This window comes from Spiroplasma phoeniceum P40, assembly GCF_003339775.1.
GTDB classification, from domain to species: domain Bacteria; phylum Bacillota_I; class Bacilli_A; order Mycoplasmatales; family Mycoplasmataceae; genus Spiroplasma; species Spiroplasma phoeniceum.
Genome location: NZ_CP031088.1, coordinates 395,149 through 407,974, shown reverse-complemented (window position 1 = coordinate 407,974; position 12,826 = coordinate 395,149). Strand labels below are relative to the sequence as shown.

At 27.1% G+C, this 12,826-nt stretch carries 13 protein-coding genes and 2 pseudogenes; 13 read left to right on the top strand and 2 right to left on the bottom strand.

What is annotated here, in order from left to right; translation table 4 throughout:
* Nucleotides 1-68 precede the first annotated feature (68 nt).
* From SDAV_RS12910 to SDAV_RS02710, 3 genes and pseudogenes are all read left to right on the top strand, one after another.
* A pseudogene (locus SDAV_RS12910) lies at nt 69-637 on the top strand (ABC transporter ATP-binding protein).
* 45 nt (nt 638-682) lie between these two features.
* Nucleotides 683-907, top strand: coding sequence for a hypothetical protein (locus SDAV_RS12905; RefSeq protein ID WP_245938476.1), 225 nt, complete (start codon nt 683-685; stop codon nt 905-907).
* Nucleotides 908-1,070: 163 nt separating this feature from the next.
* Nucleotides 1,071-2,666 carry an MATE family efflux transporter gene (locus SDAV_RS02710; protein WP_114564445.1) on the top strand — a complete coding sequence of 532 codons (1,596 nt, stop codon included), beginning with the start codon at nt 1,071-1,073 and terminating at the stop codon, nt 2,664-2,666.
* A gap of 102 nt (nt 2,667-2,768) precedes the next feature.
* Here SDAV_RS02710 and SDAV_RS12900 read toward each other — a convergent pair whose 3' ends face one another.
* Together SDAV_RS12900 and SDAV_RS12895 are read right to left on the bottom strand one after the other, a co-directional pair.
* Nucleotides 2,769-3,332 (bottom strand): GNAT family N-acetyltransferase, encoded by a 564-nt coding sequence (locus SDAV_RS12900; protein ID WP_245938475.1) that lies wholly within the window; start codon nt 3,330-3,332, stop codon nt 2,769-2,771.
* Nucleotide 3,333: 1 nt separating this feature from the next.
* Nucleotides 3,334-3,513, bottom strand: coding sequence for a hypothetical protein (locus tag SDAV_RS12895; RefSeq protein WP_245938474.1), 180 nt, complete (start codon nt 3,511-3,513; stop codon nt 3,334-3,336).
* A 75-nt stretch (nt 3,514-3,588) separates the two neighbouring features.
* On the opposite strand from SDAV_RS12895, the gene SDAV_RS12890 reads away from it, so the two are divergent.
* The 10 genes and pseudogenes from SDAV_RS12890 (at nt 3,589) to trmFO (ending at nt 12,809) form a co-directional block, all read left to right on the top strand.
* Nucleotides 3,589-3,942: a hypothetical protein gene (locus tag SDAV_RS12890; protein WP_245938473.1), complete on the top strand. Its 354-nt coding sequence runs from the start codon at nt 3,589-3,591 to the stop codon at nt 3,940-3,942.
* 656 nt (nt 3,943-4,598) lie between these two features.
* Entirely contained in the window at nt 4,599-4,769 is a 171-nt protein-coding gene (locus SDAV_RS11840) for a hypothetical protein (RefSeq protein WP_186823454.1), read from the top strand.
* Nucleotides 4,770-4,929: 160 nt separating this feature from the next.
* A pseudogene (gene rplU / locus SDAV_RS12885) lies at nt 4,930-5,220 on the top strand (50S ribosomal protein L21); the annotation flags it as partial.
* A 291-nt stretch (nt 5,221-5,511) separates the two neighbouring features.
* Nucleotides 5,512-5,826: a ribosomal-processing cysteine protease Prp gene (locus SDAV_RS02690; protein WP_114564443.1), complete on the top strand. Its 315-nt coding sequence runs from the start codon at nt 5,512-5,514 to the stop codon at nt 5,824-5,826.
* Between the two features lie 2 nt (nt 5,827-5,828).
* Nucleotides 5,829-6,119 carry a 50S ribosomal protein L27 gene (gene rpmA / locus SDAV_RS02685; RefSeq protein WP_114565578.1) on the top strand — a complete coding sequence of 97 codons (291 nt, stop codon included), beginning with the start codon at nt 5,829-5,831 and terminating at the stop codon, nt 6,117-6,119.
* Between the two features lie 84 nt (nt 6,120-6,203).
* Nucleotides 6,204-6,467: a hypothetical protein gene (locus SDAV_RS02680; RefSeq protein WP_245938472.1), complete on the top strand. Its 264-nt coding sequence runs from the start codon at nt 6,204-6,206 to the stop codon at nt 6,465-6,467.
* A 318-nt stretch (nt 6,468-6,785) separates the two neighbouring features.
* Nucleotides 6,786-8,357, top strand: a complete 1,572-nt coding sequence (locus SDAV_RS02675) for a sodium-dependent transporter (RefSeq protein ID WP_114564442.1) — start codon at nt 6,786-6,788, stop codon at nt 8,355-8,357.
* A 6-nt stretch (nt 8,358-8,363) separates the two neighbouring features.
* Nucleotides 8,364-8,516 (top strand): hypothetical protein, encoded by a 153-nt coding sequence (locus tag SDAV_RS11835; protein WP_186823453.1) that lies wholly within the window; start codon nt 8,364-8,366, stop codon nt 8,514-8,516.
* Nucleotides 8,517-8,827: 311 nt separating this feature from the next.
* The gene (locus SDAV_RS02670) at nt 8,828-11,494 is read left to right on the top strand and encodes a valine--tRNA ligase (RefSeq protein ID WP_114564441.1); all 2,667 of its coding nucleotides are present in this window, start codon (nt 8,828-8,830) and stop codon (nt 11,492-11,494) included.
* Nucleotides 11,475-12,809 (top strand): methylenetetrahydrofolate--tRNA-(uracil(54)-C(5))-methyltransferase (FADH(2)-oxidizing) TrmFO, encoded by a 1,335-nt coding sequence (gene trmFO / locus SDAV_RS02665; RefSeq protein WP_114564440.1) that lies wholly within the window; start codon nt 11,475-11,477, stop codon nt 12,807-12,809. The genes SDAV_RS02670 and trmFO overlap by 20 nt, the downstream gene beginning before the upstream one ends.
* Nucleotides 12,810-12,826: the final 17 nt, after the last annotated feature.

The following is a 12,826-nucleotide window of genomic DNA, read 5'->3' as shown; positions in this document are numbered from 1 at the left end:
ATTTAGCAATCGAGATTCATGGATTTACAAAAAAATTTAAAAAATTTGTCGCTGTTGATGATATTAATATGAATGTTGCAAAAGGAAAAATTCATGGGTTTATTGGACCAAATGGTTCAGGAAAAACCACAACAATTAAATCATTAGTTGGAGCAATTATTCCAACAAGTGGTAATTTTAGTATTAATGGTTTAAAAGCGAACTCACCAGCAGCAAAAAAATTATTGGATATATTCCTGAAAATGATAGGTTTCCAAAACATTTAAATGTTTATAAATATTTAGTTGAAATGAGTTATTTACGAGATGTTAAGTATAAAGAAGCAAAAGTAAAAGCAAAGCAAATCTTAGAAAATCTAAATTTATGAAAATTTCGAACTAAGAATCCTAATACATTTTCATCAGGAATGAATAAAAAGGTCTTATTAGCACAAGCATTAATTGCGGATCCAAAGGTCCTAATTTTAGATGAAACAGCGGCTAATTTAGACCCAACTGCTCGCCAAGAATTATTCAATGATTTAATTAAAGTTAAAAACCAAGGTAAGACAATTTTAATTTGTTCACATATTTTAACTGAATTGCAAGATTTGGCCGATGAGATTACAATTCTAAATTATGGTAAGGTTGTGTTTTAGGGTACTGTTATTAATTCAACCCAAAACTATTATCAATTTACCGTAATGGAAAAACCAATGTTAGGAAGTTTAGAAAATTTTTTAAAAAAATTAAATCTTCCCATAATTGAAAAATTAGAAGACGGTTTAATTTTACATTTAGAAAATGGCAATGAACAAATTAAAGAAATTGCTTATCGTGCTTTTGAAGAAAAAGTAATTTTAATTACTATTAAACCATTTGTAACAAATATTACCGAAATTTACGATCGTGTTGTTTTTTTCAGTTAATAAAAATTTTGGTAAAGCAAGTGCATTAAGTAATTAATGTTAAAAAACCTTAGTAAAATAATTTTTTTGAGCTATAATTATAACGAAGATTATTAATGTAGTTTTAAAATTACTTTACATAGTAAGGTTTTTTTATTTTTTTATTAGGGGGGAGGAAATTAATTTGTCAGAAGTTTTAACAGGTCGTGAAAAAAAATTACGGTTTGAAAAACCTTGAAAAACAATAGCATACTTTTGTGTTCCAACTGTTTTCTTAATGATTTTTCAAGGGTTATACAATATTGTTGATAAAAGTTTAGCATTATCATTTGCCGCACCTGATTTAATTCATGACCAATTTTATATTGATGCATATAATCGGTTAAAAAATATTAGTGTTACAGAAATTCCTTTAGCTGATATGCGGTCATTTATTAATGTTGCAACTCAATATGCTTCACAAACATATAACTTACAATGGTCGTTTAGTATTATGATTGGAATGGGTTGTGCAATGAATTTTTCAATTGCTTATGGGCAACGTGATATTCCAAGTATGCGTCGAATTGCAGGAAATGGTTTTTCATTAACAGTTCTTTTTTCAATCATCGTCGCATTTGCAATTTTTTGTATTGTATTTCCGGGATGAAACGCTATATTTATTACTTCTCAAATGGGAAAACATTATAATCCAATTACAGAAAGTTTATGTTGAGAATATTCATTTCCAATGTTAGCAGCAGCACCAATGATGTTTTTAAGTTATTATTTTATGTCCTTAATTCGTAGTGAAGGACGAATGAAATGAGTAATAATTATGATTTTAAGTTCATTATTAATTAATGCTGCATCTGCCATTTTCTTTATGAGAGTTTGTCATCTTGGAATGTCAGGAGCAATGTTGGGGACAGTTTTTTCTTGAACAGTACAAGTAATTTGAGGATTTATTATTGTTTTTAAAACAAAAAATAGTTATTCAAAATTTTATTGAAATGACTTATTCCAAATTGAAGGAAAAAATATTGCTAATTTTACTAAAGCAGGATTACCAAATTTTATTAATAATGCTGCTTTAGTCGTTACATCTTATGTTGCAACATCCCTTGTTGTTCAGTTACCAAACCAAGAATATCATAATGGGGTTGCTGTTTTGCAGGAACTTTATTCTTCAATTGTGCCATGAATGACATTAGTATTATCAGCAGGGGTTGGTGTTACACAAGGGGCTCGTAGTATTATTGCTTATAATTATGGGGCAAAAAAGAATGCTCGAATTTGAGAAGTTTTAAAACGGGTTAGTTTATTAATTATTATTTGATTTTGTTTAATGTTAATTGTCTTTATTATTTTTGCAAAAGATATGATGATGTTATTTGCTTTTCATGAAAAATATGCAACGAAATATCGTTGATGAATTGTTTTAAACTTTATGACTTATCCATTTTGTTCATTAACTTATATTGCTTTAACGTTGTTCCAAGGAATTAATCGTTCCTTTTTAGCAACATTTACAAGTAGTTTACGTTCAATTGTTGTAATTTTACCATTAATTGGAATTGGTTTTGGCGTTAGTCAAGCAACTGGAAATCCAATTTTCTATTATGTCTTTATTGGTTTAAATGATTTAATTTCAGCAGCAATTATTATTCCAATTTTAGTTTACTACTGAAGAAAATATCGTAACAAATTAGTTGATGAGCCTGATCCATATTTTAATGAATATCAAGAAGATTTACGAACTAAAAAAGTTTTAAAAGTGAAACATCAACAAAAAAAATAACAAGGTTTGAATATCTAAAATAGACACATAAAATTAAATTTTATGTGTCTATTTTATTGAAGATTATTTGTTATTAATTATAAGATAAATTTATAAGATAAATTAATTATTATCATCTCTTTTAACTAAAATTACTCATTTATCTTTTATTGAAAAACTATAACAGTTTTGGTGATAATTGTTAATAGCAAAATCATTTAATCCTTTAAAAGCCATTAAATATTTATTATCAGTAATTTCTTTATTACATTTCTTACAACTAAAATTATTTATCATATTATTAATTGCTGTTTGGTTCATTGTTTGAAGATGTTTAATCTTACCACGACTAATTTTGGTTGCAATTTGACTTAAATTAGTGCTTTTTGTTTTTGTAATGTATTCACTTAAATATAAGTTAATTGGACGAAATCCTAATTTGCGATAAACATTATATCCTTGTGATGTTGCAATCAACCCAACCAAATCGTAACCTTGATTATAAACACGATTAATTAAATGATTCATCATTAGTTTTGCTAATCCTTGTTGGCGAAAATTTTTATGAGTTGAAATATCATCAATAATTGCAATATCTTTTTCAAAGTAAATATTTCCAGTTGCTACAGGAAGATCATTTTTATATAAAAAATCAACTCCTTTCAAAGTTGATTTGTTGCACTTCATTTTACATAATTCATTTTAATAAAGTTTTATAAAATGCATAATCTCAACTTTTTGGTCCCATTGCACTTTCAAGAATTTTACTAAAATCATTTAATCGTTTATTATCATTAACACGTCGAAATTTAAGATTTTTATCAACTTTTAATTTTACTTTTTTTCATTTTGTTAAATCAAGTACCATTCCAACTAAAATTTCATTTTGAATAAATCCTAATGATTCAAAAAAGCTTGTTCTTTTTCATCAATTTGTTCACCAATGGTATATGAGGCAACAAAATTAGCACAAAATTTTGTCCATTATATGACCAATCCCTTTCAAAATAAACGCATTCAAAATGAATTAATTTATACTGAATATGAAATTTATATGACCGATATTAGTAATGATGATGATCAAACATATACCATTGCAATTAGTACCCAATTAGATTACCATGAAGATGCTACACGTGTTAAAGAGTTAGTAAAAGACTATGTTGATAATGACTTAGACTTTTTATGATATACACCTTTAATTCGAAACATTCGCTTAATTTTAGGATTCTGTCGATACTTTTTTTGTTTCATTTTTTCATTTACCTTAAATTATATATATTATATCGTGTTTTAATGAAACTAATATTAAAATATGTTGATTTTAAAAATAAATTTAATAAAAGATTATTATAATTTTTTTTATTATACCTTATTGACACTTTACTTTAAAAATTGTAAAATCAATCAAGATGTAGATGATTTTAAAAATAGAAATAATATTTTTAAAATAAATTACTTTGCTTATATAAAAAAGGAAATTTAATATGAAATTTATTTCAGAAATAAAGTCTACCTTTAAAAGAAGTTATAAATCAGTTTAAAAAGAGTTTAATATATTTTTAAAAAAACTTGGTTTTAATAAAGATGAAACTATTAAAATATCAACTAAAATTTTTGACCACATTGATGAAACATTAGAAACATATGTAAATAGTGGAATTAATGCTGAAATTGATGCCAAAGCATTAGAACCAATATTTAATGTAAAAAATAAAAATATTGAAAACAATAAAGAATATAATCAAGATTATGCTAATGAATATAAAAAATATTTAATGAGGCTAATAAATTTTTTCCAAAAGATAGAAAAGAATTAAACAAAACGAATTGAAGATTTACTGTTGAACAAGTTGAGGAAGATGAAACATATAGTCGATAATAAGAAATAATAAGATATCTAATAATAATAAAATAGGGATAAAATTAGCAAAAAGATTGGAGTGCAAATAAATGGGAACGTATATAAACATTATGGGGACATATCGTGAAATTACTTGTGATTGTGGAAAAAAATGCAACAAAATTAATGATTTAGATCCAGATTGTAAAGTATGCGATAGTTGCGAAGAATGTTGTAATTGTAATAAAAAAGAAGAACTTGTCTTACAATCTGAAGAATAATTTATTTTTAAGAAAAACATAAAATTTATTGAATTTTTTTAAGATAACGATATAATTAATTATGGTTGTTTCAGTTTCAACCGCTCTTTGACTTTTAAGTACCTAAAGGATATGCAATACTTATCTACTTACAAGGCGAGTCTAAACTGGAGGTGTAAAAATGTTTGCAATAATTAAAACTGGAGGGAAACAACTTCGTGTTTCTCAAGGTGATGAAATATTTGTTGAAATGTTAAATGGTAATGAAGGTGAAAAAGTTAATTTCACTGAAGTTTTAATGATTGATAGAGAAGTAGGAACTCCTTTTATTAAAGGGGCATCAGTAACAGGAACAATTTTAAAACAAGGAAAGCAAAAGAAAATTGTTGTTTTCCATTATAAACCAAAGAAAACACAACATAAAAAATATGGGCATCGTCAGCCATATACAAAAGTTAAAATTGATCAAATTTTGTTATCAGGTTCTGCTAAAGGAACAACAACAGATGCCAAAGCTAAACCTACGGTAACAAAATCAACAACTGCTACAAAGTCAAATGTAAAACCTGTTACTGATAAAAAAACAGTAACAACAGAAAAAACAGCAACAACAAAAACAGTTTATTCGGGTGATAAAAAACCAGTAGCGGCAAAGCCAGCAGGAAAAACAACAACTGTAGCAAAGTCAGCAACTAAAAGTTCTTCAACAACATCAGCAAAAAAACCAGCATCAAAAACAAAACAAAGTGACAAGTAAAACATTATGATTAAGATTATAATTACGAAAACTGAGAAAAAAATTAAAAAAATTAAAATTACTGGTCATGCTAAAGCAGCGGAATATGGTAAAGATCTTGTTTGCGCCGCAATAACAGGAATTGCAATTGGCGGTTTAAATGCAATTGATCAAATTAAACCAAATAGTTGTCAATTCATTGTTAAGGAAGGACTAATTATTATTACAGTAAAAAATAATAGTGCTGACTTACAAGTTATGTTACAAACAATTTATTATCAATTTTTAACAATTTATCAGCAATATCAAAAATTTATTAGTGTAAAGGAGGTTGAAGAATAATGATGAAGTTCGCATTAGGCTTACAGTTATTTGCTTCAAAAAAAGGAGTAGGATCGACTAAAAATGGTCGTGATTCACATTCAAAACGATTGGGTGCAAAAAGAGCTGATGGCCAAACAATTAGAGCAGGATCAATCATTTATCGTCAACGTGGAACAAAAGTTCACCCAGGAGTAAATGTTGGGCGTGGTGGTGATGATACCTTATTTGCCTTAATTGATGGGATTGTTAAGTTTGAAAAATTTGGACGAAATAAAACAAAAGCATCAGTTTATCAAAAACAATTTAAATAAATAAAAAAAATACTAATTTGTTGAAAAAAAGTAGAATTAGTATTTTTTTATGGTTATAATATATCTATTAAAAGGAGAATTAGAATGATTTGCAATAAAAAAACTTGAAAAGATTGACAAGTTTATTATCAATTATTGTTTGCCATTTTAATCGGCTTTAGTTTTTTTAGTGTTGTTTTATCAATTAAATATATTTATATCATAGGCTCAATTGTGATAATTATTTATTTCTTATCTTTTATAAAATATCAAAGTGAGATAACAGGAACAAATATTTATCAAGAACAAAATCTTTGAAAATTATATTTTTATCCAATTTTTTTATCCAATTATTGGAAAAATTATTAATATAGTCAATGGGAAGTGTCTTTACCAAACAGGGAAGGCATGCACCTATCAATATTTTTCTTAAATGTGCATCAAGTATTTGCAGGAGTATTTGGTGCACGATGATTTCTGAACACGGTGATAGTTGCTTCAGAATTAGTTTTCTAAACTAAAACTATTATTCAATATTTTAGAGACAGAATTATGATAATAAGAAAAATTTGAGAAAAAAATGCAGCGATATTTTTTTATTAATAAAAAGAAATATTATTCGTTAAGGACAATTATTAATAATTTATTAGTAATTGTTTTTTATTTTTAAAAGAAAGGAATTAAAAAATGAAAAAGAAGAAGCATGTTAGCAAGTTTGGTTTTATTGTTTCCACATTAGGGGCAGCAATTGGACTTGGTAATGTATGGGGGTTCCCCACTTTATTAAAGCAAAATGGAGGTTTAGCATTTTTTGTTTTATATATTTTAGCAATTATTACTTGTGGCATTCCGTTATTAATTTTAGAATTCAACATTGGTAATATGCGACGTAAATCGTTAATTAATATTTTTGATGAAGAAAACCCAAAAGCAAGTGGGTTTATCGGTTGATTTAAATCAGCCTTTATGTTTATTGTCGCTAATTACTATACCGTATTAATTGGTTATGTTTTAATTTTATTAATATTAAATTTTACATCGTCAATTAATACACCATTATGGTTTGATAATAATATTTTAAATCCTGGTGGAATTGCTGTAGCCGGTAATGCTAATTTTCAATGATTAGCATACTTAGCCTTTATTGTAATTGTTATTATTGCTGGGACAATTGTGATGTTTCGAGCAAAAGGAATTGAAAAAGCAAATGTTATTTTTATTCCAGTTTTATTTGTTATTTTATTAGTTTTAGCAATTTACGTTTTAACAATTCCAGGAGCATTAGAAGGACTAGGAACAGTTTTAATGCCAACGCAAAGAACCTTAAGTTCCTTTGGAAGCTTGCAAGTATGAAGTGATGCCTTTGGATTAGGTGTGTTTACGGTTTGTGTTGGTTCAGGATTTATGATGTTATTTGCTGGTGCAGCACCAAAAACACAGGATAATACAAATAAAGCATATATTTTATCATTTGGTGTTTTAGCAATTTCACTTTTAACATTAATTATGGTTTTTGGTTCAGCAGGCATTTTAGTTCATGAACAAAATCCTGGATTAATTACGATTGATGATTATACCAAAGCAATTGATGAAGCGTTTCCAAAGAATGGTGGTGCTAGTTTTATCTTTAATGTTTTTCCACAAACTTTTAATGCTATTAATAAACAAACCTTTGTTGGTTTTGGAAACTTTTTAGGCATTTTATTTTTTACAGCATTATTATTTGCTGGATTAAGTAGTATTATTGCAATGATTGAAGTTGTCATAAATGGAATTTTTTCAAATTACAAGGTAAAGGAAAAACAAGTTATTATTTTATTAATGATTTTAATGGCTGCCATTGGTTTAGTCTTAATGTTTAAAGATACTAACCAATTACTTTATTCGTTCCAAGCTTTAGCTGGTAGTGTTAATATGTTAGTGATGGCTTTAGTTGAAATTATTTTATTTATTCATATTTACAAAAAATTACCAATAATGATTGTCTACAATAATGCACACTCGTTAATTAAAATTGGTAAAACATATAAATTTGCGATTTCGTATTTAACACCATTGTTGTTAGCAGTTAATATTGTTTTTATGTTTTATGTCTTTATTAGTTCGGGGTTATCAAAACCTTGATGATTATCAGTATTATCAGTATTATTAGGAATTATTATGCCGTTAATATGTAGTATTTTATCGGTTACTGTGTTAAGAAAATATCAAATTAAACCAGTACCAGTTGGAATGTGAAAAGAAGGATTGGAGAACTAAAAAATGATGGCAACTTGATTAATTATTACATTGACGATTATTATTGCGTTGTTTCTTGTTTTATTTGGCGGATTTGTCTTTTTTATGTATAAAGATTGAAACAATAATATTAAAATGGCAGAAGACACAAAATTAGAAAAAAATAAAAATAAAAGTTAATTATAACTTTTATTTTTATTTTAGAATAATATTCTTGGAGGAACAAAAAAGGTTGCAATTAATTGAAAAAGAATTATAATGAAACCATAAATATTATAGGATTAATTAAAAAAATAGTTCAGAGAGTTAATTAATGGTGTGAAATTAATCTATTGTTTTAATGAAGGTTGCTAAATATTTTAACTTGATATTTTAATTAAGGTAATAAGTGATACTTTTTAAAAAAGGATGGTACCGTAATTATTTAGAAAATAATTGCTCCTATTATTTTATTTAAATAATAGGAGTTTTTATTTAGAAAGGAAACAAAAATGGGAAAAGAATTAACAAAGAAATATGACCATGCCTTGGTCGAAACAGGAAAATATCAATTTTGAAAGAAAAAAGGTTATTTTACTGCAGATGTTACAAGTAAACAGCCAAAGTTTAGTATTGTTATTCCACCCCCAAATGTGACTGGGAAATTACATTTAGGTCATGCCTGAGATACAACATTGCAAGACTTGATTATTCGCTATAAAAAATTACTAGGATTTGATACTTTATATTTACCAGGAATGGACCATGCAGGAATTTCTACACAGGCAAAAGTAGAAGAACGTTTACGTATAACAAAAAATATTTTACGACATGATTTAGGACGAGAAAAGTTTATTGAACAAGTTTGAGCATGAAAGGAAGAATATGCTGAAATTATTCGTGAGCAATGAGCTAAATTAGGATTAGCATTAGATTATTCACGTGAGCAATTTACATTAAATAATAATTTAACATCAGCAGTACAAAAAGTTTTTATTGATTTATACCAAAAAGGATTAATTTATCGTGGTAAACGGATTATTTCTTGAGACCCTTTACAAAAAACCGCTTTATCAAATATTGAAGTTATTTATCAAGAGCAAAAAGGCAAAATGTATTATTTTAAATATTTTTTAGAAAATAGTACAAGTGATTTTTTGACAATTGCAACAACACGCCCAGAAACAATGTTTGCTGATCAATGTGTTGTTGTTAACCCAAATGATAATCGTTATAGCAAATATTGAAATAAAAAAGTGATAAATCCAGCAAATGGTGAATTGCTTCCTATTATTTGTGATAATTATGTTGACCAAGATTTTGGAACGGGAGCAATGAAATGTACACCAGCACATGATGCTAATGATTTTGAAATTGCTTTGCGTCATCATTTAGCAATGCCAATTTGTATGAATTTAGATGGAACAATGAACGAATTGGCTGGAAAATATCATCACCAAGATCGTTTTACTGCCCGTCAAAATTTAGTTCATGATTTAGATCACCAAAAGTTAATTGTTAAAATTAAAGATCATTCTCATCAAGTTGGTTTTTCAGAACGAAGTGGTGCTATTGTTGAACCATATTTATCAGACCAATGATTTGTTAAAATGGAATATTTTGCTGAAAAAATTATTAAATTTCAATCATCACCAAATAAAATTCAATTTTATCCTTCTCGATTTAATACAACATTAATTAATTGAATGAAAAATGTTCAAGATTGATGTATTTCACGGCAAATATGATGAGGACATCAAATTCCAGCATGATATCATAAAGATGATTCAACAAAAATTCATGTTGGCTTAACTCCACCAGATAATAGTAAAAATTGAATTCAAGATGGAGATGTTTTAGATACTTGATTTTCATCAGCATTATGACCAATGACAACTTTAGGATGAAATTGAGATAAAACATTATTTCATCGCTATTTTCCAACTAATGTTTTGGTGACTGGTTATGATATTATTTTCTTTTGAGTTTCAAGAATGATGTTTGACTCATTAGAGTTTACAAAGGAAAAACCATTTAATGATGTTTTAATTCATGGTTTAATTCGTGATGAAGAAGGCCGAAAAATGAGTAAGTCATTAGGGAATGGGATTGATCCGATGGATGTTATCAAAGAATATGGTGCAGATACATTACGCTATTTTTTAGTTACAAATAGTGCACCAGGACAAGATTTACGTTTTTCTTTAGAAAAAGTTAATAGTGCTTGAAATTTTATTAATAAGTTATGAAATGCTGCTCGTTATGTTGAACTGAATTTAACAAGTGATTTTAAACCATTGGTTAATTTTGAAACAGAAATTAAAAACTTATTATTAAACCATCAAGAAAATGCTATTGACCAATGAATTTTAACTGAATTAACAAAAACAATTGCTAAAGTACAAACGAATATGGAAAAATATGAATTTGTTTTAGTTGGCAAAGATTTGTATGATTTTGTATGAAATAAGTTTTGTTCATGATATATTGAATTAACAAAAGTTAATTTACAAAGTAATAATGCCACAATCAAGAAGATAACAATTCAAACATTGTTTTATGTTTTAAAACAAATTTTAATTATGTTACATCCATTTATTCCATTTGTAACAGAAGAAATTTATCAAAAATTAAATTTGAAAGAGTCAATTATGTTAGAAGTTTACCCAAAAATTAATTTTAATTATAATGTTGATTATTTGAATTTAGTAACGGAAATTGTTGCTGTAATCCGTGAATTGCGAAGTAATTATCAAATTAAAAAAGAAGATATTATTGAAATTTGATTTGATCAAATAAGTATTAAAAACAATATTACTACAAATGTTATTGCATTAATTAATGAATTTATTTTAAAAATGGTTAATAGTAAAGTGATGGGTGTACTTCAAGAAAAAGATGCAAACCAAAAATATGCCACAATTCCATTAACGAATGTTATTTTAGAAGTTGGGTTGAATGATATTGTTGATGAAACAGTAGAACAACAAAAAATCAATGGGGAATTAACTCGTCTTGAACAAGAACTAGAACGAAGCAAAAATATTTTAAATAATCCAAGTTTTTTAGCAAAAGCAAATCCTGAAAAGATTAAACTTGAACAAGAAAAATATGCCCAATATTTAGAACAATATCAACAATTAAAAGGAAAAATAACAAATGGAAATTCCAACGATTAACATTATTGGGGCTGGATTAGCAGGAACCGAGGCAGCGTATCAATTAGCACGACGAGATTTTAAGGTCAATTTATATGAAAGTAAACGATTAATAAAAAATCCAGTGCAAAAACAAAATTCCTTTGCAGAATTGGTTTGTTCAAATTCGTTACGTAGTGAAAGTTTAACGAATGGTGTTGGTTTATTAAAACAAGAAATGCTAGCATTTAATTCATTAATTATTAAAGCAGCTTATGCAAGCCGTGTTCCAGCTGGGGGAGCATTAGCTGTTGATCGGAATCAGTTTTCAGAATATATTACAACATGGTTAATAAATAATTCAAATGTAACTTTAATTGACCAAGAGGCAACAACTATTGATGATAAAGCAATTACATTGATTGCTTCTGGCCCCTTAACAACATCAAAATTTCAAACGACCATTCAAGGATTATTGGGGCAAGAATATTTTTACTTTTATGATGCAGCCGCACCAATTATTACAAAAGAAAGTATTGATTTTACTAAGGTATATTATAAATCACGTTATGATCAAGGCAATAGTAAAGATTATATTAATTGTCCAATGAGCAAGGATGAATTTGAATTATGAGTTCAAACATTAATTACAGCAGAAACAGTAGTTTTACATGATTTTGAAAAAGAAATTTATTTTGAAGGGTGTATGCCAATTGAGATAATGGCAAAAAGGGGGATTAAGTCATTATTGTTTGGACCATTAAAACCAGTTGGTTTAGAAACCACAAATGGTAACCGTCCATATGCTGTTGTACAATTACGTCAAGATGATGCAATTGATACATTATATAATTTAGTTGGTTTTCAAACTAATTTGAAGTTTCCAGAGCAGCAACGCCTTATTAGTATGATTCCAGGTTTAGCAAATGCTCAGATTGTAAGATATGGTGTTATTCATAAGAATAATTTTATTAATTCTCCAATTTTATTAAATCAATTTTTACAAGTAAAAAAACATCAGAATGTATTTTTTGCTGGTCAAATTATTGGCGTTGAAGGATATGTTGAATCAGCAGCCACAGGAATTATTAGTGCACTAAATATTGCAAGATTATTAAATAACGACCCAATGTTAACATTTCCACCCGAAACAATGATGGGCGCATTAGTGAATTATATTATTAATGCTTCAAAAACTAATTTTCAGCCAATGAAAGCAAATTTTGGCATTATCCCTCCCTTTGAACAACATTTTAAAAGTAAAAATGAAAAATATTTAGCATATAGTGAACGTGCGTTAACAACATTAAAACATTTTATTATAAACAATAATTTAAATGTGGAAAGTATCTTTTAATAATTTTAAAAAAGCAT